Source organism: Anabaena sp. WA102 (assembly GCF_001277295.1).
Classification (GTDB): Bacteria; Cyanobacteriota; Cyanobacteriia; order Cyanobacteriales; family Nostocaceae; genus Dolichospermum; species Dolichospermum heterosporum.
In genome coordinates this window covers 4,607,121-4,629,413 of record NZ_CP011456.1, presented here as the reverse complement: position 1 = coordinate 4,629,413, position 22,293 = coordinate 4,607,121, and the positions used below count along the sequence as shown (strand labels likewise).

The following is a 22,293-nucleotide window of genomic DNA, read 5'->3' as shown; positions in this document are numbered from 1 at the left end:
AAGGAACCAATCCTGAAACTGGGATAACTGAGGGATATAGACTGAAACTCCCCATAGAATCTCCGCGTCTTTAGACCGGAGAGTGTCAAGTTCTGTGTGGGTTTAGAAGTTATCCTTGTGGCTAAATAAAGGAAAAAAGTGCATCTTAAGACATTTGTTTTCAGATTTAAGTTCCTCAACTCTTAACCATTACTGATTTTTTCGCGCAATTCCGGAAACAACAGGAAAATAAAATTGAATAACAAGAATAACAATATCCCCGACTTCTTAGAGAAGTCGGGGATATAAAGAACTTTGGATTTAAGGAATTAGTAAATAAATTCCCCAAATAGCCATAGCGCGGAGATAGGTACTAGCGCGGAAAGTGCCATTAGCGGTGATTGCTTCCGGGGTGCGAAATTGCAAACCATTGTCGTAAATTTGCCTCACCACAGCCTCAGTTAACCGCATTGCCTCATTTTTCATGTTCATTTGCACCAGGAAAGCTGCTAGACCAAAATTGATTCCCGTCCAAACTTCCAAAGGATGAGTAGAATTGGGATTTTCGGGTAAACCATTGGGAAGAACACCATTAGCAGCGCCAAATTCACCATTTTGAAACTTGAGAAAACAGGAATCATATACTTTTGTTAAGGCAGACAAAGCGCGATCGCTCGGCACAATATCTGGTAAACTCAATAGGCGAGCGTAAAATTGCCCACACAATTGGTCAGCCATAACTACATCAGAACCACTGTCACTATCCAAACGGTAATACTCACCATTCCAAAGCTTCTCCTGATAAATTGGCTTCGATTGACTTAACCAACCTTGATAAATAGACCCTTGCACCTCCACCTCTGCGTCCTCTGCGCCTCTGCGGTTCGTTAAAATCTTAGAAATAGCAATAGCAGCTTCCAAAGCAGATAACCACAAACCACCACAATAAGCGCTGACACCTTGCAAGCGCCAATCATCGAAAGTTTGGTCAGGTGCGCCAGAATTTTCTGGTATACTGTCACCATCGAGATCAAAAGTTTTCACATAATCGAGAGTTTGGACAATAGCATCCCAACAATCTGCTAAAAACTGGATATCATTTGCACCGGTAAACAGAAAATCTCGATATACCTGCAAAACAAAGTCACAACCTAAATCTTTCCACAGGTTGCAATCTTGATAACTAGTATAATTGGTTTTTTCCCAAACGTGTTCATTGGGTGCGCCTAAATCGTGGGGTGTCGCACCGGCAATTTTCCGAACTGCGTTAGGACTTTCCGATTTGATAGTCAGATAATAACCGATAATTCTAGTTCTGTCATCACTTTGGGGAATTGCTCTAGCAAAGGCGCGAATTACCGACTTTTCCAATTCTGGGAATAACATCAATAATCCAAAAGAACCGTATAACCGCACATCTAGACTTTCGTACCAACGGTAATCTAAACATTCTAACACGGCAAATTGACCAATGGGATCAATTTCCGAGGCGGCACTCCAGAGAGTTCCCCCGCTGGTTAAATCGTAGAGTTCGTTGAATAAAGCCATTTTGAACCAGTCAGGTAAGTCTGATTTTTCTAAAATGGGGGTTTGCCAATTTTCGATGAGCGATCGCCAATTCTGATATTCTTTAAGAGCAGTAGTGGCAATCTGCCAAGCATTCTCACCATTACAACCAAAGAAGTCTGTATATCTGCGGTAATAGTTCACCCCCGCTGCAAATTCCGTAACGGGGAAATCCCAACTTAATACAAAAGGAACGTCCAAACTTTCCCCAGGTTGCAAAGTAAAACGCACCGCAATTGCTGCACCTAAACGAGTATTTTCATCTGCGGGAGTTTCATCTAGATAATTAGGTAAAGAACCATTTGCAGAGAAACTTTGCCAAACATCTTCACCATTACCCACAGGATTAAATCGGGAATGATGAAATATTTCCACTTGGGGATTTTTAGTAGTCGCAATACACCAAGTTCCATCTCCTTCTTGAACAGTTTGACTATTAGAAACTTGACCTAAAACGCAACCAAAATATTGATGATCTTCTGCTAAACAATTATAATTTCCTTGACTTTCTCCCCAACGTGGTAGATATTCATAAACTGGACTACCATCATCTCTAACTCTAACTTCGGGAGATTTCAAAGTATTGGTAAACCAACCCACCATATTTTCCCAAGTTAGCATAATGCTAATAGTAATTGGTGTATTTGTAGGGTTGTGCGCTTTCCACAAAAAAACCGCAACCGGATAACTTGCTTCTTGATAATTATCTGCCCAAATTGGCGAAAATTGCTCACAAGTTAATTGAGTTTTTAAGACATTTTCATAAACAAACCAACTGCGGGGATAAAGTGCATGATATGTACCTGACCCCAACCCGTCCACAGAGAGGGGAGAAGGTGGATACCATTGCCAAGATTGCAGTTTATGATCTTCTGGGGGTTGGGTAGATAATGCGTAAGCTTGTCCCGATTCAAAAATACTAAATTGACAAGCGGGAACGGTTTTGAAAGTATGTTCTCCTCCGTCAATGTGCCACAGGTTAAAGTCTCCCCGTGAAGAACGTCCTATACACCCTGCACCAAAGCCACCAAGAGGCATTCCGTGCCAGGGACCATCATCAATATTACTAGGATAACGGACGGTGTAGGGTTTCTCCCAGCCTAAGCCAATGGGACGTTTCCAGGTACAGGGGGGTATTTGGGGGTGGTTTGTCATGGTTTGAGTTTCACGGGTTGACGCTATGAAGACTAGCGCGATGTGTGATTTTTCTCAAGTCAATCATGAAAATATTTTTATTTCGCTGAAAATTTCCTAATGTTACTAGGAGGTTAGAAAATAAGTAAATTGTCTGATAACATAGCGTGGCGCCAGCCATATCAGGATATCCACCGATTAGAGGATTAACAGGATGTTTTTTAGGAAATATAGGTTTTTGTGAATGATAGAAAATATATTTTTCTCTAAATTATAATTTATAATCATTAAATATTCACAGAAAATCTATAAATAACAATCCTGTACATCCTAAAATCCTGGTAATCCTGATTCTGACAACCACAACAAACAATCTCCAAATAAGAAGCCAGGGAATTAATTCCCTGTCTAAAAGCTCAAGTCGGTTTAAACCGACTATTGGGAATGATTGAATATTACATTTATCAAAAGCATCCCAGTTAGCGCCGAAGTATGTAGGAAATTCCATTGCTTCAGCAGCTTGTTTTAAAAATGTTTGTTTGCTATTAATTTTTTTACCATCAAGATAAAAAACTTTATGATTCATAAATTTGTGGTGAAGAAATATGTTAGCAAAATTGTCTGAATCAGGATATCCAAGATTAAAGGATTTACAGGATGATAAAATATAAAATGGGCGATCGCTAATAAAATTCTATAAATCTTAAAATCATGTAGATGATAATTTTAACTATTTTCAAGTATTATGTTATAATCAATTCAGAGTTAGAAGAGTAAAAATATCATGATTTTAGCTGTTAAAAATGCTCTTTCCACAATTGCACCCAAGTTAACTTATGATGTGTTGATTGAAAATCAAGCAGATGGTACGGTTAAAGCGACATTATTAAGTTTGCCAGAATGTCAAGGTTTTGGTGCAAATAAAGAGGAAGCTTTAAATAATCTGATTCAGCTTGTTCAAGCCCGAAAACCAGAAATCGTAACTTTAGAAATTGAACCAGCTAAAACAGAACATCCTTGGCTGAAATTTGCGGGAATGTTTGAGGATGATCCACATTTTGATGAAGTGCAGGAATATATAGCAGAATATCGTCGTGAATTAGATGCAGAAATGGAGGAATATTACCAAGAAATTGAAAATCAGGAGCATATAAAATGAGTTTATGGGTACTTGATACAGATCACGTTTCTCTCTTTCAACACAGAAATCCATTGATTGTACAGTGTGTTAATAGTGTCAAATTTGAAGAAATTGCCATAACTATAATTACTGCTGAAGAACAATTGCGTGGTAGGTTTAATGTTATTAGAAATGCCTCATCATCGGATAAATTAGTATTAGCTTATGCAAATTTTCAGAATAATTTAGATTTTTTACAAAGTGTGAATTTACTGGAATTTAGCGAAGCTGCTGGTAATATTTACACTAAATTAGTTAAGCAGAAAATCCGCGTTGGTACTCAAGATTTACGCATTGCTGCAATTACATTATCAGTTAATGGAATTTTAGTAACTCGTAATTGGAAGGATTTTGAAAAAGTGCCTAATTTGCGTTTGGAAGATTGGAGTATTAGTTAAAAATGTCTGAATCAGGATACCCAGGATTAGAGGATTAACAGGATGATAAAAAATAAAAATGTCATCTCCAAGTAGTGAAAAAGTAACTTTATATAGCTTCTGCTACACTATCAGACAATTTCCCAATCTTCAATTTGTAACCCTTTAACTCGTTTAAATTCCCTGACATTGTGAGTAACTAAAATTAGATTATTCACTAAAGCAATAGAAGCAATTTGTATATCATTTGAACTAATAGGAGTTCCAGAATTTGCTAAATCAGCGCGAATTTTGCCATAATTTTCTGCACATTCATCATCAAAAGGTAAAGAAACAAATTGTTCTATGAATATTTTTTGTACAGCTATAGCTTTTTGAGGATTATTACTACGCATAGAACCATAAAATAATTCAGCTTTGACTACAGAACAAACCGCAATTTTTTCAGGTTCTAAATTATCAAGATGATGATTAATGCTGAGAGATTTACCCTTGAGATACATGATACAAACATTCGTATCTAGTAAATAAATTAAAGAATCATTTTTCATTAATAACCTCAATTAAATCATCATCCGTTGCAAAATCAATATCAGCACAAGCACCATATAAATTAAGTAAACCTGCGGAATGGAGAATATTATTTTGGATTAAAAATCTTTTGAGTTCAGTGTCAGAAGGAAAGTTTAGTAAATCTTTAAGTTCATCAAAATCAATTAATCTTTCTCGAAAGGCTTCTAATACAAGATTATTCAGGATTTTTTCTGGTAAATTACCCCATTGATTGATGATTTTCGTTGTTAATTTATCTGGTAAATCAATTGTTACTTGCATAATTGAAAAATCTCTTAATGGTGCTTAATTAATTATTTTAACATAAATTTGTTAAAAGTTTAATGTCTGAATCAGGATATCTAAGATTAAAGGATTAACAGGATGTTATTTGTCTGAATCAGGATATCCAGGATTAGAGGATTAACAGGATGTTTTTTAGAAAATATAGGTTTTTGTGAATGATAGAAAATATATTTTCCTCTAAATCATAATTTATAATCATTAAATATTTACAGAAAATCTATAAATAACAATCCTGTACATCCTTAAATCCTGGTAATCCTGATATGGCTTGCGCCACGCTACGCTATCAGACAACGACAATAAACAATCTCCAAATAGGAAGCCAGGGAATTTATTCCCTGTCTAAAAGCTCAAGTCGGTTTAAACCGACTATTGGGAATGATGGAATATTACATTTATCTTCATCAGGTAAAAAGTCCATCAAATCCTGTACATCCTAAAATCCTGGTTATCCTGATTCTGACAACGACAATAAACAATCTCCAAATAGGAAGCCAGGGAATTTATTCCCTGTCTAAAAGCTCAAGTCGGTTTAAACCGACTATTGGGAATGATGGAATATTATATTTATTTTCATCAGGTAAAAAGTCAATCAAATCCTGTACATCCTTAAATCCTGGTAATCCTGATTCTGACAACCACAACAAACAATCTCCAAATAGTGAAAATGTAACTTTACCTATTTGTTAATAACTAAAAACTTGAGAGGAATATTATTAGCTTCCCAGTATTCTTTGGCTGAATTTAAAATATCCAATGCTATTTGGTACTGTGTCGGTTCAGCTTGAGCAAAGATATCAGCATGATCATATAATATCACATATCTTTGAGCCGGACACCATGTTAAATCGGTGATACATTCATCAAAAGCATCCCAGTTAGCGCCGAAGTATGAAGGAAATTCCATTGCTTCAGCAGCTTGTTTTAAAAATGTTTGTTTGCTATTGATTTTTTTACCATCAAGATAAAAAACTTTATGATTCATAGATTTATGGTGAGGAAATAGGTTAGCAAAATAGTCTGAATCAGGTGGTTATCGAGCGAAGTCAAGATAATGTCCAGGATTAGAGGATTTACAGGATGATAAAATATAAAATGGACGATTGTTAATAAAAATCTATAAATCTTAAAATCATGTAGATGATAATTTTAACTTTGTTCAAGTATTGTGTTATAATTAATTCAGAGTTAGAAGAGTAAAAATATCATGATTTTAGCTGTTAAAAATGCTCTTTCCACAATTGCACCCAAGTTAACTTATGATGTGTTAATTGAAAACCAAGAAGATGGCGCTGTGAAAGCGACATTATTAAGTTTACCAGAATGTCAAGGTTTAGGTGCGAATAAAGAGGAAGCATTAAATAATCTTATTCAGCTTTTTCAAGCACGAAAACCAGAAATAGTAACTTTAGAAATTGAACCAGATAAAACAGAACATCCTTGGCTGAAATTTGCAGTAATGCACAAGGATAATCCTCTTTTTGGTGAAATAATAGAAGATATAGAAGCTGAAGGTAATGCTTGGGACGTGCTAGAGGCATTAACAGGAACTATTGAAGCACCAAGTGATTGGTCAAATCAACATAATTACTATTTATATGGTACTCCTAAACATGACAATGAGATCAGAGAATGAATCAGGAAAGACTATTTTTAGATACGGTATTTATTCAGGCTCTATTAAACAAGAATGATCAATACCATACTCAAGCAAAAGCATTATTACCAAGGGTGAAAAATGCCGTTGAAGTATGGGTAACAGAAGCCATTTTAATAGAAGTTGGTAATGCTTTAAGTGCAGTGAACCGTACAGCATCAGTTCAGTTTATTAATCAGTGTTATCAAACAGAAAATATCAAAGTTGTTAGTGTAGATTCATCGCTGCTTATGCGTGCGCTGGAACTTTATCACAGTCGTCAAGATAAAAATTGGGGTTTAACAGATTGTATCTCATTTGTTGTTATGAAAAATCAGGGGTTAATTTATGCAGTAACGGCTGATATTCATTTTGTTCAAGCTGGTTTTGTGGCTTTATTAAGGAAGTCAGAGAATAAGTAAATTGTCTGAATCAGGATATCCACCGATTAGAGGATTTTCAGGATGTTTTTGATAACTTATGGTTTTTGTACGAGAGAGAATATATGTTTATTATTCAATAAATATCATCATTAAATATTCACAGAAAATCTATAAATTGCAATCCTGTACATCCTAAAATCCTGGTTATCCTGATTCTGACAATCACAATAATACGCTTTCTCGAACTTGTAATTTATTTATGATACTTTCTTCCAAAAGATGATAGAGAAAATGGGCAGTTTTTAAATTAGCTGAATGTAATAGATTTTGATAAACTTGACACGCTGATTCATCATTTAAAATCCGATTGTGAATAATTCTTGTCCATTCTTGTGCAGTTATCATTAATTGAGGTACAACATAAATAAATGCTGTAATTTGTTTTTCCATATCAAAAGATTCCAGAAAATGAATTAAGCTAAACATCACTTCTGGCTGTTGACATTGATCATCTAAAATTAGATGATAGGCAGATAAATTATTTTCATCAGGATTTTCAGCTATTTCAGCTAAAGCATTTTCAAAATTTGTAAATTGTTCTTCTGTTTGCATTAAGCGATTTTCTTGCAAGGTTGCCAATAAATTATTTGGATTCATTGTTTTGTACCTTATTCTTAGAAAGAATAACGATTACACAATACTTCCCGAACTGACTTTTATATTTTCTTGCTGTTTAGATACAGAATTTGTTTGTGTAAATTCATTAAATAATTGAAAAAATTCCTCAAAAGCAGTATTTTCATCTTTGGAGAAAAACAAAATAATTTGATCCCACGTTTGATTATAAGCAACATTATATTTTTGTTGTATCCAAGTTTGAAAATTTGAAAATTCTTGTTCTTGTACAGTTTGAGGTATTTGAATTTGACGACGGGCAAAACTGTAACCAGCTATAAATGTGCGAAGGTTAGCGATGGTTGCTTTTCCTAAATACATAGCTGGACGTTTTTGGATATTGCGGATTAAATCGTATAGATCTAACATGATATTCCTCTGGTTAAAATGGCTCTTCAGTAATTTGAAATTCTCCACCTAAATCTTGTATAACGCAATATAAGTTATTTATCCAGTTTACCCTAGAAATTCCTTCAGGGTGAATGTTGTCAAAAATTAGTTCTTGTCCATTAATTTCTATTGCAATAGCATAATGTCTACCGTTAATCGAGATATTTTGTTGTAAAACTTCATGGTAGATATTACAGAATGGGTCTTCTGTACTGCCTGTAAACAAGTTAATTTCTCTACCAGGTATTTTCTGATTAATCAGGAATTGACGCAAAGCTATAGCACAAGGAACACATTCAAAAATATGAAATTGTTCGGCTATATCATTTAGTTGACGGACAATATCATTATTAGTCATGATGTAGGATATTTTTAGCCAGATTAGAAGAAATATGGAAAACTATAATCAGAGTAAAAATACCATGAATTTAGGAAGCCGGGGCATAAATTTCATTATTTGTCAGAATCAGGTGGTTATCGAGCGAAGTCGAGATAATATCCACCGATTAGAGGATTAACAGGATGTTTTTTAGAAAATATAGGTTTTTGTGAATGATAGAAAATATATTTTTCTCTAAATCATAATTTATAATCATTAAATATTCACAGAAAATCTACAAACTACAATCCTGTACATCCTAAAATCCTGGTAATCCTGATTCAGACAACCACAACCAACAATCTCCAAATAGTGAAAATATAATTTTACCTATTTGTTAATAACTAAAAACTTGAGAGGAATATTATTAGCTTCCCAGTATTCTTTGGCTGAATTTAAAATATCCAATGCTATTTGGTACTGTGTCGGTTCAGCTTGAGCAAAGATATCAGCATGATCATATAATATGACATATCTTTGAGCCGGACACCATGTTAAATCGGTGATACATTCATCAAAATCATCCCAGTTATTGCCGAAGTATGTAGGAAATTCCATTGCTTCAGCAGCTTGTTTTAAAAATGTTTGTTTGCTATTGATTTTTTTACCATCAAGATAAAAAACTTTATGATTCATAGATTTATGGTGAGGAAATAGGTTAGTAAAATTGTCTGAATCAGGATGTCCAGGATTAAAGGATTTACAGGATGATAAAATAGACCATTGCTAATAAAATCCTATCAATAACTACTTTAACCGCCAAATCTTGATAGTGTCGTCACTACTCCCACTAGCCAGGGTTTGACCATCGGGGCTGTATGCTACTGAATAAACCAAGATATAATGACCTTCAAGGGTTTGCAGTAGGTTTCCCGTTTTTACATTCCACAGTTTGATAGTGTTGTCAACACTCCCACTAGCCAGAGTTTGACCATTAGGGCTGTATGCTACGGAAAGAACCCTCTTAGAATGACCTTCAAGGGTTTGCAGTAGGTTTCCCGTTTTTACATTCCACAGTTTGATAGTGTCGTCACTACTCCCACTAGCCAGGGTTTGACCATCGGGGCTGTATGTTACTGAGTTAACCCCGATAGAATGACCTTCAAGGGTTTGCAGTAGGTTTCCCGTTTTTACATTCCACAGTTTGATAGTGTCGTCTTCACTCCCACTAGCCAGAGTTTGACCATCGGGGCTGTATGCTACGGAAAGAACCGAGTAAGAATAACCTCCAAGGTAAGAATGACCTTCAAGGGTTTGCAGTAGGTTTCCCGTTTTTACATTCCATAGTTTGATAGTGCTGTCAACACTCCCACTAGCCAGAGTTTGACCATCGGGGCTGTATGCTACTGAATTAACCAAGTTAGAATGACCTTCAAGGGTTTGCAGTAGCTTTCCTGTTTTTACATTCCACAGTTTGATAGTCTTGTCATTACTTGCACTAGCCAGGGTTTGACCATCGGGGCTGTATGCTACTGAATTAATATCATTAGAATGGCTAGTGAGGGTTTGCAGTAGGTTTCCCGTTTTTACATTCCACAGTTTGATAGTCTTGTCCCAACTCCCACTAGCCAAAGTTTGACCATTAGGGCTGTATGCTACTGACGAAACCGAGTCAGAATGACCAGTGAGGGTTTGCTGTAATTGTAGTGTTTTCTCAGTTGAGGAGGGAGTTAGTGTTTCTACTTTAGGAGTTGGTTTATCTGGATGATTTCTCAATAAATTTTGTCCTACATAGCCATAGAGTTGAGTTCCTATAAAACCTAATGTCGCAATTATTAATAGTTTTCTCAGTTTCGTATCGCTTACAAAAGGCGTTTTTACAGGTTGACTCTGAGGTTTATAAACTGGCGGTTGTGAAACCTGACGAGGCGTATTTGCAGACTGATTACTTTGCGAAGTTTTAGATTGAGTTGGCTGAACTGAAGATGAAACAGTTTTAGCTGTTGATGGGGTTATTACAGGTTGATTTTGAGGTTGATAAACTACTGGTTGTGTAACTTTAGATTGAGTTTGCTTAACTGCGGCTGAAGTATTTGTATTAGTATTTCCCGGAATTAGGTTATTAGCTTCAGCTTGACTAATTAGACTTATTTGGTTTGAATCTTTTAGTATTATTTGTGGAGTATTACGACCTGATTTTTGATGTACTTCAAGAGTTCCCGTAATTTTGATATAACTTCCAACCCAATTACTTAATTGAGTAATTGTTAAGCTTCTGGAATTAGATAAATTTTTTAACCCTTCTGAAAATATAACAATTGTAAAAGGACTGTAACCGTTGACGAGACTGGAAACATTACCAAAGTTAATAAAGAATATATTTGTGCATAACGCGCTATAGCTTTCCAACCCACAATAAATAAATCCTGTATATTTTATTAGACTTTATAACCCCTCTCCAAACCTCTCCCCTGCAAGGAGAGAGGCTTTAAAACTCCCTGTACAAAAACTAATTTTTTCATGTCCCCTCTCCTCCTAGGAGAGGGTTAGGGAGAGGTTCTTCTAGCTTATACACCCTCTAAGTAGTAATTTGACCCCATCCCACCGGCGGTAATGCCACAGCTTCCCCTACTTTGCCACTAGAAACCCGTTTCATGGAAGTGGAAAGCCAAACAAATAAAGAACGAAAATCTAAGCCATTCAGCATTACTGGAGGACGAGGTGCAATTTGTTTAAGTTTATTCATATCTGCACCCTGAACACCAACAGTAAAAAACAACATTCGCCGCTGTTCTTCTTCTTCCCTCACTCTTTGCGCTGCACCCTCCCAAGCATCTGTAGGCGCACCATCGGTAATTAAAAATACCCAAGGACGATAATAGAGTACACCGTTATCCTTATAAGACTGTTTGCGGGTTTCCAATAAATTCAAAGCGTATTCTATGGCTTCACCCATTGGTGTTGCACCTTCTGTTTCTAGCTTAGGCGCTGTAAACTGGTCTATAGTGACAAAATCTTGCGTCAGTTTCACGGGTCTAAAGGTGACAATAGCCACTTCTACACTTAAAGAAGCTTGAGCATCTTTCATCACATCTTCCTTGAAAGCCGCCAAACCTCTATTTAACTCCTGGATAGGTTGTCCTGACATTGAGCCAGAAGTATCAAGCAAGAGAATTACCGGACAACGATTTTCCGGGTTTTCCACGAATTCAGGCAAACCTACTGGCATTTTTGATACTCCTGATTAATCAAGGTGAGATGCAAAATGTATAAACTAGATGTTACTTGTTACTACATAGCCTAACATGGATGTTTGTACGGAATCAATACCCATAATGTCTAAATATTTAGTTTCATATTTATTCTTTCCCAATATCATGGATAACGTTGCTAATAGCATTTTCACAAATCATCAGTCATCTTATTTGATACGAACCACAGAGGCACAGAGGACGCAGAGGTGGAGAGAAAGGAGACTGTTAGATTTTATTTAGCAACGTTATCTTGATAATTATTTGCTTTTTACCCCTTTACTAAAAATCCGATAGTACAACCAGGTACTAAATTCTTTGAGGGGAAATAGGATATAAGTCAAAGGATTTACTGTGACAATAATATTTCTAAAATCCCGTTTTGCAAAAAATACAATCCCCTTGGCAACCTGATTTGCTGACATCACACCATAAGGATTTAATTGACTTTTGAATGGCCCTAAAATTAATTTGCGAATGACACAAGTTTGATCTAATCTTTTGAGGGTGACAATATCCCCTAATGCTCTTTTGCTCAATTCATACAAGGGGCTTAAAGCTGGGGAAACTTCCGCTTCTGAAGTATTTACCCAAATTTCTTTGGTGGCTTTGTCTTGGGGTCCTGTGACAGTTGCAGAAAAGACATCTATCAGTTCCAAAGCGGAAAATGTGTTAACTTGATAGGAATTTTGAATGGCGGCTGAAGTACGATCTCCATAAACATTTATGCCATGATTGATAATGAGAATATCAACTTTATTTAAACTTTCTTTTAGTTGAGTTTCATTACCCAATTCCCATTTTACAATTTTGACCCGCTCTTGAATTGCGATTTTTTCAGGATTGGTTGTTAATGCCACAACTTTGGCATTATGCTTTAATAATTCCGCTGCTAATGCTTGTCCTAATGCACCGGAAGCACCTGTTAAGGCTACGGTTTTACCTTTGAGAGAAAGTCCTGTTCCTAGTATTTTATCCACTAGGGGAAAAACACCACTATAGTAAGCATTAACATCATCAAAATGATGTCGCCAATGATAGGTTCTATTTACCCACAAAACGGAAGGAATTTTGTCTAATGGTCCGGGTAAATGATTGTAGTCTGTGTCTATTGTTCCTTGAAAATATCGCAGAGATGCACCGTATAAAAACGTGACTGCATAAGCAACTCCTAACCATAATCCCCATTGATGTGCTAGTAAGGCAATTATTGTTAATATTGTTACTAATATGCCCGATTCGACAATATCGTGATACAACTGGGAATCTACGTAGGCTTTTTGCGAAGTTAAAGTCAAATCCCGCCGATATACAGCATGATGTTTATTATGCCATTTCGCTAACCATGTTATCTGATGACACAAAGCATGATAAGCATCTCTGACAATTTCTGCGAGTAGGAGGGAGGAAAATCCCCAGGTTGTGAACTGGATACAGTTGTTTACTAAAACTGCATCAATAGTTAAGCTTTGAGCCAAAATCATCATCTTTTTGGTGATACCTCTTTTTCCTAATTAAACCAAGTTATTACCATCTTTGTCTAAAGTTATATCAATCCCTGATTTGCTCAATTAATCGCTGTTCTAGTAAATCTAATAATTCATCTACATTTTTTCCCACTTCTTGAAAACAAGTTTCTGGTGATGATTTGGGTGCAAATTGAATTAACTTAATTTCCCCTTTCCCAATTCCAATCATCACTACTTCTGTTTCGGGTTTGTTATTATCAATAATTCCTAAGATTTCTTGGAGACGATTTTCAACTCGCTCGTTTAATTTTTCTATTTCAGATTGGGGACAATAGACAAAATGGGGAGTTGGTTGTAAATCAATCCCAATAGTTCCCTGAGTATTACCATTTTCTAACCACAATCCCCAAAAAAGTGCGGCTAGTTCTAGCTGATTGTTTTTGACAAATCTATCTAACTGTCCTCGCCATTTGTTCTCTGCTGTTTCGGGTTGGGGAATACTAAACATGATCATTAATTGGTAATTTTATTTTTGTTATTTTAACCCAGATTGCACACGCCATAAACTGGTGTAAATGCCATTTTTCTCTAATAGTTGTTCATGAGTTCCGGCTTCGACTAATTTGCCATGTTCCATGACATAAATGCAATCAGCATTGCGAATGGTGGAAAGACGGTGAGCAATAGCAATGGTAGTCCGATTAACGGTAATTCGTTCTAAAGAACGCTGAATTGCGGCTTCTGTTTCATTGTCTACCGCTGATGTGGCTTCATCTAGGATGAGAATTGGTGGATCTTTTAATACTGCGCGAGCGATCGCAATCCGTTGTCTTTGTCCCCCAGATAACTTTTGCCCCCGTTCTCCCACAATTGTCTCATAACCTTGGGGCAAACTCATAATAAAATCATGAGCTTCGGCTATTTTCGCCGCCATGATAATATCTTCATCGGTAGCGGTAAAAGTCCCATAGGCAATATTTTCTCCCACTGTACCATGAAATAAAAACACATCCTGACTCACCAAACCAATAGCGCGGCGTAGATCTCGCAAATTTAATTGTTGTAAATCAATTCCATCCAAAGTAATTTTTCCATTTTGCACCTCATAAAATCGCAGTAATAGTTTAACCAAAGTGCTTTTTCCTGAACCTGTCGAACCCACAATTGCAATTGTATTTCCTGCGGGAATTTCCAAAGATAAATTGTGAATAATTGGGTTTCTATTGTGATAAGCAAAACTCACATTTTGAAATTCCAAAGCCCCGCGAATCATATCTATAGGTAAATCAATATTTCCGGTATGAATTGCCATCGGAGTATCCAACAAATCCATCACTCGATTAGTAGAAGCCATTGCCCTTTGATATAAATCAAAGGTATCTCCTAACCTGGTTAATGGCCACAGTAAAAGCTGGACTAAAAACACCAAAGAACTATAAGCACCTACAGCCAATCTGCCTTCTACTGCTGCCATCCCGCCAAATAATAGCAAGATGGTAAAAGCGATTAAAATGAACATCCGAATAATCGGAATATAACCCGCAGATAAAGCAATAGCTTTGGCATTACTTTGACGATAGGCATTACTTTCTGATTCTACACGCGCTGCTTCATAAATTTCTGCTGTAAAACTTTTAATAGTGGTAATCCCACTCAAATTATTAGATAATCTCCCATTTAGTAACCCTACTTTTTCCCGAACTTCTGCATAGCGAGGAGCTAGAAATTTCTGAAAAATTATCGAACCAAAGAGAATAAATGGCATAGGCAAAATTGCCATCCCAGCCACACTAGGAGCTAAAATAAAAAACGCAGTCCCCACAATAATAATAGTAGTAGTGACTTGGATAATATCATTTGCGCCCACATCCAAAAACCGCTCTAATTGGTTAACATCATCACTGAGAATAGACATTAAACCACCGGTACTGCGTTCTTCAAAATAAGCTAATTCTAATTCTTGTAAATGCTTATATGCGTCTAGCCTTAAATTATGCTGAATATTCTGTCCCAAATTGCGCCATAGTAACTTATAGGCATATTCAAACAATGACTCCAACACCCAAGTAATTACCGTCAACAAGGATAAAATCAGAAATTGCCCATAAATATCTTTTACACCTAACCGGGCAATGATAGAATCTTGTTGCTTAACAACCACATCCACCGCAATCCCAATTAATACAGGGGGTGCTAAGTCAAAAACTTTATTGAGGATAGAAGCACCAATAGCCAGACGAATTTGTTTAATATACTGATGTCCATATTTAAATAGACGCTGGAGGGGACGAACAGAATGTTCACGCCTTTTTGATAATCGGAGAGATTTAAATGGCATAGCCACATTAATTAATAATTACTTGCAGCTAATACTACCATATAATTGAGTTGATTTATTATCAATATTGAAGCAATAGATACAGTTATCTTCCTTTAGGAACAGAAGAGATAATTTTGAGAAATTGGTAACTTGTAATTTGGCAAACTTCACTTTTGGGAATTATATTAGAAAATATTGTCGCTAAAATTATTGTTCCCAGCAGCAAACAGCAGGGTATAATAACCTTGTCAATCAACCAGATGTGCTAATTTTCAGTGAAGACTACCAATACAGCAAAAATTCCTACTAAAACTCAGGGAATATGCCATATCAATCTTGATTTTGTTTAAAAATGCCACTAATGTGAGCAAATCTCCCTCCCGAAACCAGAACCAGACGTAAAACTAGACAAATCAATATTATGTCTACTCCCAATCATCAGCAACTCTCACTCCCAGAAGCCAAGAAAATACTCAACAAATTTAACTGTCTGGATATTGCCCCCATTCTTAAACCGTCAGAAAAAGTTCCCACTCGTGAGGCATTAATTTTTCTCACCAGTCTTACCGATTATCAAATCTTAGGTATTTGTGCTGATACAGCCGAAGAGGGAATTTTAGCCATGAAAACCTATTCTCGCGCTTTGGGTTATCAAGCACCAACTGATTTACCACATCCAGAAGGACCAGTTTATATCAAATTAAATGGCAAAAATGGCTTGTGTTATCTCGATTCCTATTCTGGGCATCATCGGGGAGTGTTAGTATCTTGCCAGTCCTATCAAGAGGGAGGAGTTAACGAGATGTATGGACATTTACCCCTCGATTTATTTGTCTAGGATTTCATTTACAATCATCTGTAGGGTGGGCATTGCCCGCCCTCTTCTTAATCACTAATTACCGCATAATATGAGCATTGTTACCTTACAATCAGTTAAGAAAGACTTTGGAATTAAAGAACTTTTAAAAGATGCTAATTTTAGTCTGGATACTAATGACAAAGTTGGTTTAATTGGCACTAATGGTTCTGGGAAATCAACTCTATTAAAAATGATTGCTCGGTTAGAATCAATTGATAGTGGGCAAATCTTAGTTAATTCTGGGGCAAAAATTGTTTATTTACCCCAACAACCAGATATGGACGAAAATCACACTGTTTTAGAACAAGTATTTGCTGACAGTGGTGAACAAATGAATCTCGTCAGAGAGTATGAAGAATTATCTGATAAATTGGCACATTATCCCGATGATAGTCAGTTAATGTCTCGTCTTTCTAGTGTAATGCAGCGGATGGATGCGACGGGCGCTTGGGAAGTAGAAACTAACGCCAAAATCATTTTAACAAAATTAGGAATTGCTGATTTTGATGTGAAAGTTGGCACATTATCCGGGGGATATCGCAAGCGGATTGCTTTAGCAGCGGCTTTGATATCAGAACCAGATTTGTTGTTAATGGATGAACCTACCAACCATCTTGATGCTTTATCGGTAGAATGGTTACAAAGTTATTTAAATCGCTATCGCGGCGCACTTTTATTAATTACTCATGATCGTTATTTTTTAGATAAAGTTACTAATAGAATTATCGAAATTGATCGAGGTGATATTTACAATTATACAGGTAATTATTCCTATTATTTGGAAAAGAAAGCTTTAGCTGAAGAATCTGCCGTTAGCACTCAAAGGAAACATCAAGGGATTTTACGGCGGGAATTAGAATGGTTAAAAAAAGGACCAAAAGCTAGAAGTACCAAACAAAAAGCCCGAATTGAACGCGCTCATGCTTTGCGAGATACTGAGTTTAAACAACTTAATGGCAAAGTTGATATTTCTACCGTTGGTAGGCGGATTGGTAAGAAGGTTATTGAACTCAAAGATGTTAGTAAAGGCTACAATGGTAGAACTCTAATTAAAGATTTTACATATCAATTTAGTCCAGAAGATCGGATTGGCATTATTGGTGGTAATGGTGCAGGAAAATCTACTTTAATGGATATTATGACTGCCAAAATTAAACCAGATTCTGGTAGTGTGGAAATTGGGACTACAATTCATATTGGTTATTTTAACCAACATTCAGAAGAATTATTGACGGCGGTAGATGATAATCAACGAGTGATTGATTATATTAAAGAAGAAGGGGAATTTATTGAAATATCCGACGGGACGAAAATCACCGCTTCCCAAATGTTAGAGAGATTTTTGTTTCCGGGAAATCAACAATATGCACCCATTAATAAACTTTCTGGGGGAGAAAAACGCCGTTTATATTTATTGCGGATTCTCATTAGTGCGCCCAATGTGTTGATTTTGGATGAACCGACTAATGATTTAGATGTGCAGACATTAGCAGTATTAGAAGACTATCTAGAAGATTTTAATGGTTGTGTAATAGTAGTTTCTCATGATCGTTACTTTTTAGATCGGACGGTAGATAGAATTTTTGCTTTGGAAGAAGGTGGAGGTTTACGTCAATATCCAGGAAATTATTCCATTTATTTAGATTATAAAAAAGCTGAGGAAGCAGAAAAACAAGAAACACAAAAACCTGTAATTGTCGAAGAAAAGGTTGTCTCTCCTGTTACAGAGACTAAAAAACGCCGCAGATTATCCAATTGGGAAAGACGGGAATTTGAGGAACTAGAAGGAAAGATTGCCAAGTTAGAAGCAGATAAAACAGCAGTAGAAAAGAAATTAGTAACTCTAGCTGGAAATTATAGCCAAGTGCAAAAGCTATATGAAGAGGTGGAAACTCTGAAGAAAAATATTGATTTGTCCACAGAACGCTGGTTGGAATTAGCGGAAATGGATTCTTAGCTTAACCGACAGAAGCCCCACGTCTGACCCGATAGGGCAGCGGGGGATGAATGGCGCGTGAATTGACGACGGTTTTCCGACCAACGCGACAGCAAGGAAGGAAAACATGGAGACAATTCACAAAATTTGTGTTATGAATTGAATATCTCGGCAAGGCGAGAGAATAGCGATAACCAAGCTAGATACATGATCATTTTTGTTGATTAACCTTGATTTTGCCTTTGGAACGAGGGGTCAGCCTATCGCCTTAACATCAGTCTTGTTGTTCTCGAAGAGCAAAAAGCTGTTAACTGGGTAGGAAGCCTATACTTACCCGCAAGGGAAGTGTAAGTAGTTCACGTTGCAATTAAATTAATCATCTTGTTGAAATCTTCAAATATACGTAGGGTGGGTTAGCGACAGCGTAACCCACCATCTGATTAGGTAGTTATGTAAAATAAATTGCACATTTCATAGAATTTAGGCTTACAAGAGCTAATATATATCTCTGACTTATTTAATAATTCAAGTATCTATTTATATTTAAATTAATAAGAAAAAGTGACAAAATTCAAACAGTGGAATTGAAACCCTTGATTTTGAAACATTAGGTTGTCCTTTAGTTTCATTACCCAGTAGCGATGAAATTAGTGCTAATTTATCAAGAAAGTCTGTTGCTGTGTAAAAAAGGATTTTTTTATCGTTTCCTCGTTCCCAGTCTCTGACTGGGAATGCTACTTAGAGGCTCTGCCTCTATAACTTAGTATCAATGAAGGCAGAGCCTTCCGTAATTCATTCCCATACAGAGTATGGGAACGAGAAACTATCATATCATTTGTTTATAGTGAATGATAAAGAATAAAATACCCCATTTTAATATTATTAAAAAAGGGGTTTTGTCTATTCTGCAATTAGTTAAATACTAATACTGTTGAGAATAAGTCTGGGTTGGAGATATTCGTAATTTACTAAACGTCCCTTATTATTCAATTCAATTTTTCTCTGTACCACATTCAATTCTTGCTGAAATTTATTCACAACTTGGTCAGCATTTGGATCTGTAAATTCTTCCTCTTCATAATATCCCAGTCTGTCATAACGATAGTCTGAAAGTATGTACACAGTTGATAATTGGGTATTTGTGGGCTTTGCTGGTGGTAGAAAATCTATCAGGGCTTGACGGTCTTCAATATCACCCTTTTGTTGAATTTCTTGATAAGCAGCTAGGGGCATATTAGGAATAAAACCCATGTATTCATATTGGGAGAAATTAACCGCCGAATGCTGCGGACCACAAATATATATGATAGTAGTAACAATCTCAACTAATTGTTCTAGGGTATCAATGCGGTCGCTCATACCCTTAACTCTACCACCATCCTGAGCCACCAATTCCCGCGCCCAAGCTTGCAGTTCTCCGTCTGCTTTCAAGTCTGCTGGACTCTTGTAATAAAGCTGCAAATAGTTAAATACAAACTTATTAATCGCATTCCATAACAAAATTCCATCATCCCGATAAGGATAATGTGGCAAGTTTTTCACATCATCTACACCGCGATTTTTGAGTTCCCTAGGTAGAGCAAACTGGTCTAGACTCCAACTTTTATAGGCATCTACCACAATTTGCAATGATTCTTGCAGAGTTCCTGCTAATAATTCATCCACAAAACCGCCCCTACTAACCAGACGCTTGCGAGCTAAATCATTATTAGCCAACATAAACCGGAAATGGGGTTTGAGTAATATTCTCAGAGGATGATTTTCAGCCAGTTGACGCGGGGTGACAACAGCAAAGGGTTCCATTACCAGGTGAGTCCGGCATAAATGGCTACTCATTTCATGATGATTACCATCAGCAATTTGCACACAGGACTTAGCATAAAACCAGGTTAAAGGGTCATCAAAAGGAGTTAGCAAGGGGCTGACTTTACCTGCCTTGGGATTGATTTGAATGGCTACAGGTACTAATTGGCCTCGATCTTGAAAGCCCGAACTGCGCCAACAGAAAAAGGCTAGAGGTGCTGGTAGGTACTTTTTTCCTTTGGCATAAGTGCCACCTTGAATGAACGCCAAGGATCTATAATCAGCGACATATAGATTTCCTGTGGCCAATCTTTCGATTAAATTAATAGAATTGCCAAACTTATCCTGTAATTCTTCGATGGTAAAGGCAAAGTTAGCTGGCATTTGCTTAATTTGACGTAAAACCATTGGATTCACCCCACAAAGCCGTTGTTCGGCGAAGGAATCATCGGTTTCATAGGTTTTCATCACATTAGGTTTTTGCAAAACTGGGAAAAAGTCCTCATAATCTTGCAATTCATCTAAAGTATCCCACATAGCATGAGTTTTAACAGCCATCATATTTAGAGGAAGTTCTGCTGCCTCTAATGTCCGTTCAGCAATATACTTAGTAGAAAAATTCTCTGCGGGAGGTACGCTTTTGAGCATCGCCATAGGCGGCAAAAAATCATACATGAATTGATACTCTTTGCGTCCTTTCTCTAGAGAAGATTGGCGTTGTGCCGGGTTCGGGTCATTTTGAGGTAGAAATGGCTGCATAATATTTATTTATGATATGGACTAGGATATTTGGCTTAAATAAGAGCGACGAGCTTTACCCACGGTAATAATAACATTGGTTAGCATTTCTAATGCTAAGTCTTTCCCCGGACAAATGCGGCCAGCATGACGAGAACCAACGGAATTAAAACCCATGTGAAAAGGGCAAAGATTTTCTCTGTCTGCATTAAATTCATAAGCAGTTTTTCCCCAAAAATCTTCACTTAACATCCCCAAAAGCATAGGAATTAAAATTTTAGTTCCTTTCGGAAAGGTTCGCGCTTTACCCGCCAATGTCACCGTAAATGGTTCTGTCGCTACTCGGTGAGAGGCACTTACAGGCATAAACAGACGGGCGCATTCTAACAGAAAAAGTTGAATACTAGGACGATCATTAAGATCGAGTCTGTCCCAATAATTCTTAACATCAATTTTATCAGTTTGACGACCTTGGTAAGCAGGAAGGGATTGATAACCCAATGCTGTTTTTCCCAAGTGTAGCGGCCCTTGCAACCCGGCAATACTCATTAAAGACACCATCAGTTTTGCAAGTTCTCGCCGTGTCATTTTATGATATTTAGGGTCGTTCTCTTGAAAATTAGCTAAGGCTGGAGAATTTTCGTAAATCGTCGCTACTTGCTCTACCAGTTCAGGAACTTGACGAAATCCCCATATATTTAACTTTTCTAAACTACTGCTGCCAGCAAAATAATATAATGTTCCCCTTTTTGTATAGTGCAAGGTTGTAATAATTCTTATTATTGCTTGATCATCAGGATTAATGCCAAAAATAACATAGTGAAGATACCGGACTAAAAAGCCCATCCAATCCCGTTGATCATTATTGAAAAATTCTTCTAAACTATTATTGGTAATTCTATCTACATAATCAGCAGCTAACTTATTTAATAACCGTTGTGCTACTTGATCATTTTGACGGATTACCATCTCTTCATTAAAGAAGTAATTATCAACACACTTACGGAAAGCATCATGATTTTCCCCTCCGGCGGCTGCGTCTGAGAGAGTAATTAAAAGAACATTGCGACCTCCTTGATCAACTCCTGGACCATGACTAGAACTAAGCATGGAAGTTCCTAGTCTCCAGTCACGGGCTTGTGGTGAGGTTAAGGCGGTTTCTAGGGTTTTAAAGTCTCCTAAGACTACTTCCCCTGCACAACAAAAAGCCTCCCCCAGCACTTGCCTTTTCCTATCTAGGTAAGGTGGATTATTGGCAATTGTTCCCTCTACAAAACTGATTATAGGCAGAAAGGTACGGCTGACTGGGTTTTGAGGGTTCTCTATTGCCCAAGCTTGAAAGTGATTCAGGGCTTTGTCTAATAATGATGGCTGAAGATTGGTTTCTGGTCTGGTAGTTGGCTGCATAAAGGTTATTTTT

General features: G+C 36.8%; 24 protein-coding genes. 7 read left to right on the top strand and 17 right to left on the bottom strand.

From position 1 onward, the window contains the following. Positions 1–300: 300 nt before the first annotated feature. Entirely contained in the window at positions 301–2,700 is a 2,400-nt protein-coding gene (locus AA650_RS20335; RefSeq protein WP_053540426.1) for a GH116 family glycosyl hydrolase, read from the bottom strand. A gap of 274 nt (positions 2,701–2,974) precedes the next feature. Beyond that, entirely contained in the window at positions 2,975–3,265 is a 291-nt protein-coding gene (locus AA650_RS20330) for a barstar family protein (RefSeq protein ID WP_053540425.1), read from the bottom strand. 198 nt (positions 3,266–3,463) lie between these two features. On the opposite strand from AA650_RS20330, the gene AA650_RS20325 reads away from it, so the two are divergent. Beyond that, positions 3,464–3,838 (top strand): hypothetical protein, encoded by a 375-nt coding sequence (locus AA650_RS20325; RefSeq protein ID WP_053540424.1) that lies wholly within the window; start codon positions 3,464–3,466, stop codon positions 3,836–3,838. Then, positions 3,835–4,257 (top strand): type II toxin-antitoxin system VapC family toxin, encoded by a 423-nt coding sequence (locus AA650_RS20320; protein ID WP_053540423.1) that lies wholly within the window; start codon positions 3,835–3,837, stop codon positions 4,255–4,257. Before AA650_RS20325 ends, AA650_RS20320 begins: the two co-directional genes overlap by 4 nt. A 110-nt stretch (positions 4,258–4,367) precedes the next feature. On the opposite strand, the gene vapC is transcribed toward AA650_RS20320, so the two are convergent. Together vapC and AA650_RS20310 are read right to left on the bottom strand one after the other, a co-directional pair. Further along, positions 4,368–4,787, bottom strand: coding sequence for a type II toxin-antitoxin system tRNA(fMet)-specific endonuclease VapC (gene vapC / locus AA650_RS20315; RefSeq protein ID WP_015083562.1), 420 nt, complete (start codon positions 4,785–4,787; stop codon positions 4,368–4,370). Continuing rightward, on the bottom strand, positions 4,777–5,070 hold the full coding sequence (locus AA650_RS20310; protein ID WP_053540422.1) for a hypothetical protein: 294 nt from the start codon (positions 5,068–5,070) through the stop codon (positions 4,777–4,779). Before AA650_RS20310 ends, vapC begins: the two co-directional genes overlap by 11 nt. 402 nt (positions 5,071–5,472) lie before the next feature. On the opposite strand from AA650_RS20310, the gene AA650_RS20305 reads away from it, so the two are divergent. After that, positions 5,473–5,784, top strand: a complete 312-nt coding sequence (locus AA650_RS20305) for a hypothetical protein (protein ID WP_199924307.1) — start codon at positions 5,473–5,475, stop codon at positions 5,782–5,784. On the opposite strand, the gene AA650_RS20300 is transcribed toward AA650_RS20305, so the two are convergent. Further along, the gene (locus AA650_RS20300; RefSeq protein WP_081424288.1) at positions 5,774–6,079 is read right to left on the bottom strand and encodes a barstar family protein; all 306 of its coding nucleotides are present in this window, start codon (positions 6,077–6,079) and stop codon (positions 5,774–5,776) included. The genes AA650_RS20305 and AA650_RS20300 overlap by 11 nt on opposite strands. Positions 6,080–6,301: 222 nt before the next feature. Here AA650_RS20300 and AA650_RS20295 point away from each other — a divergent pair, with 222 nt between their 5' ends. Together AA650_RS20295 and AA650_RS20290 are read left to right on the top strand one after the other, a co-directional pair. Further along, entirely contained in the window at positions 6,302–6,730 is a 429-nt protein-coding gene (locus tag AA650_RS20295) for a type II toxin-antitoxin system HicB family antitoxin (protein ID WP_053540420.1), read from the top strand. Then, on the top strand, positions 6,727–7,152 hold the full coding sequence (locus AA650_RS20290) for a type II toxin-antitoxin system VapC family toxin (protein ID WP_053540419.1): 426 nt from the start codon (positions 6,727–6,729) through the stop codon (positions 7,150–7,152). The genes AA650_RS20295 and AA650_RS20290 overlap by 4 nt, the downstream gene beginning before the upstream one ends. A 183-nt stretch (positions 7,153–7,335) precedes the next feature. Here the strand turns inward: AA650_RS20290 and AA650_RS20285 are convergent, their stop codons facing one another. The 10 genes from AA650_RS20285 to AA650_RS20245 all read right to left on the bottom strand — a co-directional run bounded on the left by AA650_RS20285 (position 7,336) and on the right by AA650_RS20245 (position 15,555). Next, a complete protein-coding gene (locus AA650_RS20285; protein WP_053540418.1) occupies positions 7,336–7,770 on the bottom strand; it encodes an Imm30 family immunity protein in 435 nt (144 codons plus the stop codon). Between the two features lie 33 nt (positions 7,771–7,803). Beyond that, a complete protein-coding gene (locus AA650_RS20280) occupies positions 7,804–8,157 on the bottom strand; it encodes a hypothetical protein (protein WP_053540417.1) in 354 nt (117 codons plus the stop codon). A 13-nt stretch (positions 8,158–8,170) separates the two neighbouring features. Further along, positions 8,171–8,536 carry a papain fold toxin domain-containing protein gene (locus tag AA650_RS20275; RefSeq protein ID WP_053540416.1) on the bottom strand — a complete coding sequence of 122 codons (366 nt, stop codon included), beginning with the start codon at positions 8,534–8,536 and terminating at the stop codon, positions 8,171–8,173. A gap of 351 nt (positions 8,537–8,887) precedes the next feature. Continuing rightward, entirely contained in the window at positions 8,888–9,193 is a 306-nt protein-coding gene (locus tag AA650_RS20270; protein WP_053540415.1) for a barstar family protein, read from the bottom strand. A 111-nt stretch (positions 9,194–9,304) separates the two neighbouring features. Beyond that, positions 9,305–10,906: a WD40 repeat domain-containing protein gene (locus AA650_RS27005; RefSeq protein ID WP_234413232.1), complete on the bottom strand. Its 1,602-nt coding sequence runs from the start codon at positions 10,904–10,906 to the stop codon at positions 9,305–9,307. Between the two features lie 169 nt (positions 10,907–11,075). Beyond that, positions 11,076–11,726, bottom strand: a complete 651-nt coding sequence (locus AA650_RS20260; protein WP_053540414.1) for a vWA domain-containing protein — start codon at positions 11,724–11,726, stop codon at positions 11,076–11,078. A 45-nt stretch (positions 11,727–11,771) separates the two neighbouring features. Then, entirely contained in the window at positions 11,772–11,897 is a 126-nt protein-coding gene (locus AA650_RS29165) for a hypothetical protein (RefSeq protein ID WP_257720880.1), read from the bottom strand. A gap of 111 nt (positions 11,898–12,008) precedes the next feature. Then, entirely contained in the window at positions 12,009–13,232 is a 1,224-nt protein-coding gene (locus AA650_RS20255; protein ID WP_053541357.1) for a bifunctional sterol desaturase/short chain dehydrogenase, read from the bottom strand. 67 nt (positions 13,233–13,299) lie between these two features. Further along, entirely contained in the window at positions 13,300–13,725 is a 426-nt protein-coding gene (ccmS, locus tag AA650_RS20250) for a beta-carboxysome assembly chaperone CcmS (protein ID WP_053540413.1), read from the bottom strand. Between the two features lie 27 nt (positions 13,726–13,752). Continuing rightward, the gene (locus tag AA650_RS20245; RefSeq protein WP_190382856.1) at positions 13,753–15,555 is read right to left on the bottom strand and encodes an ABC transporter ATP-binding protein; all 1,803 of its coding nucleotides are present in this window, start codon (positions 15,553–15,555) and stop codon (positions 13,753–13,755) included. Between the two features lie 403 nt (positions 15,556–15,958). On the opposite strand from AA650_RS20245, the gene AA650_RS20240 reads away from it, so the two are divergent. Together AA650_RS20240 and AA650_RS20235 are read left to right on the top strand one after the other, a co-directional pair. After that, a complete protein-coding gene (locus AA650_RS20240) occupies positions 15,959–16,375 on the top strand; it encodes a DUF1824 family protein (protein ID WP_027404618.1) in 417 nt (138 codons plus the stop codon). Positions 16,376–16,445: 70 nt separating this feature from the next. Continuing rightward, positions 16,446–18,353 carry an ABC-F family ATP-binding cassette domain-containing protein gene (locus AA650_RS20235; RefSeq protein ID WP_053540411.1) on the top strand — a complete coding sequence of 636 codons (1,908 nt, stop codon included), beginning with the start codon at positions 16,446–16,448 and terminating at the stop codon, positions 18,351–18,353. A gap of 894 nt (positions 18,354–19,247) precedes the next feature. Here the strand turns inward: AA650_RS20235 and AA650_RS20230 are convergent. Continuing rightward, a complete protein-coding gene (locus tag AA650_RS20230) occupies positions 19,248–20,894 on the bottom strand; it encodes a lipoxygenase family protein (RefSeq protein ID WP_053540410.1) in 1,647 nt (548 codons plus the stop codon). Positions 20,895–20,915: 21 nt separating this feature from the next. After that, positions 20,916–22,280 carry a cytochrome P450 gene (locus tag AA650_RS20225; RefSeq protein WP_053540409.1) on the bottom strand — a complete coding sequence of 455 codons (1,365 nt, stop codon included), beginning with the start codon at positions 22,278–22,280 and terminating at the stop codon, positions 20,916–20,918. Positions 22,281–22,293 lie beyond the last annotated feature (13 nt).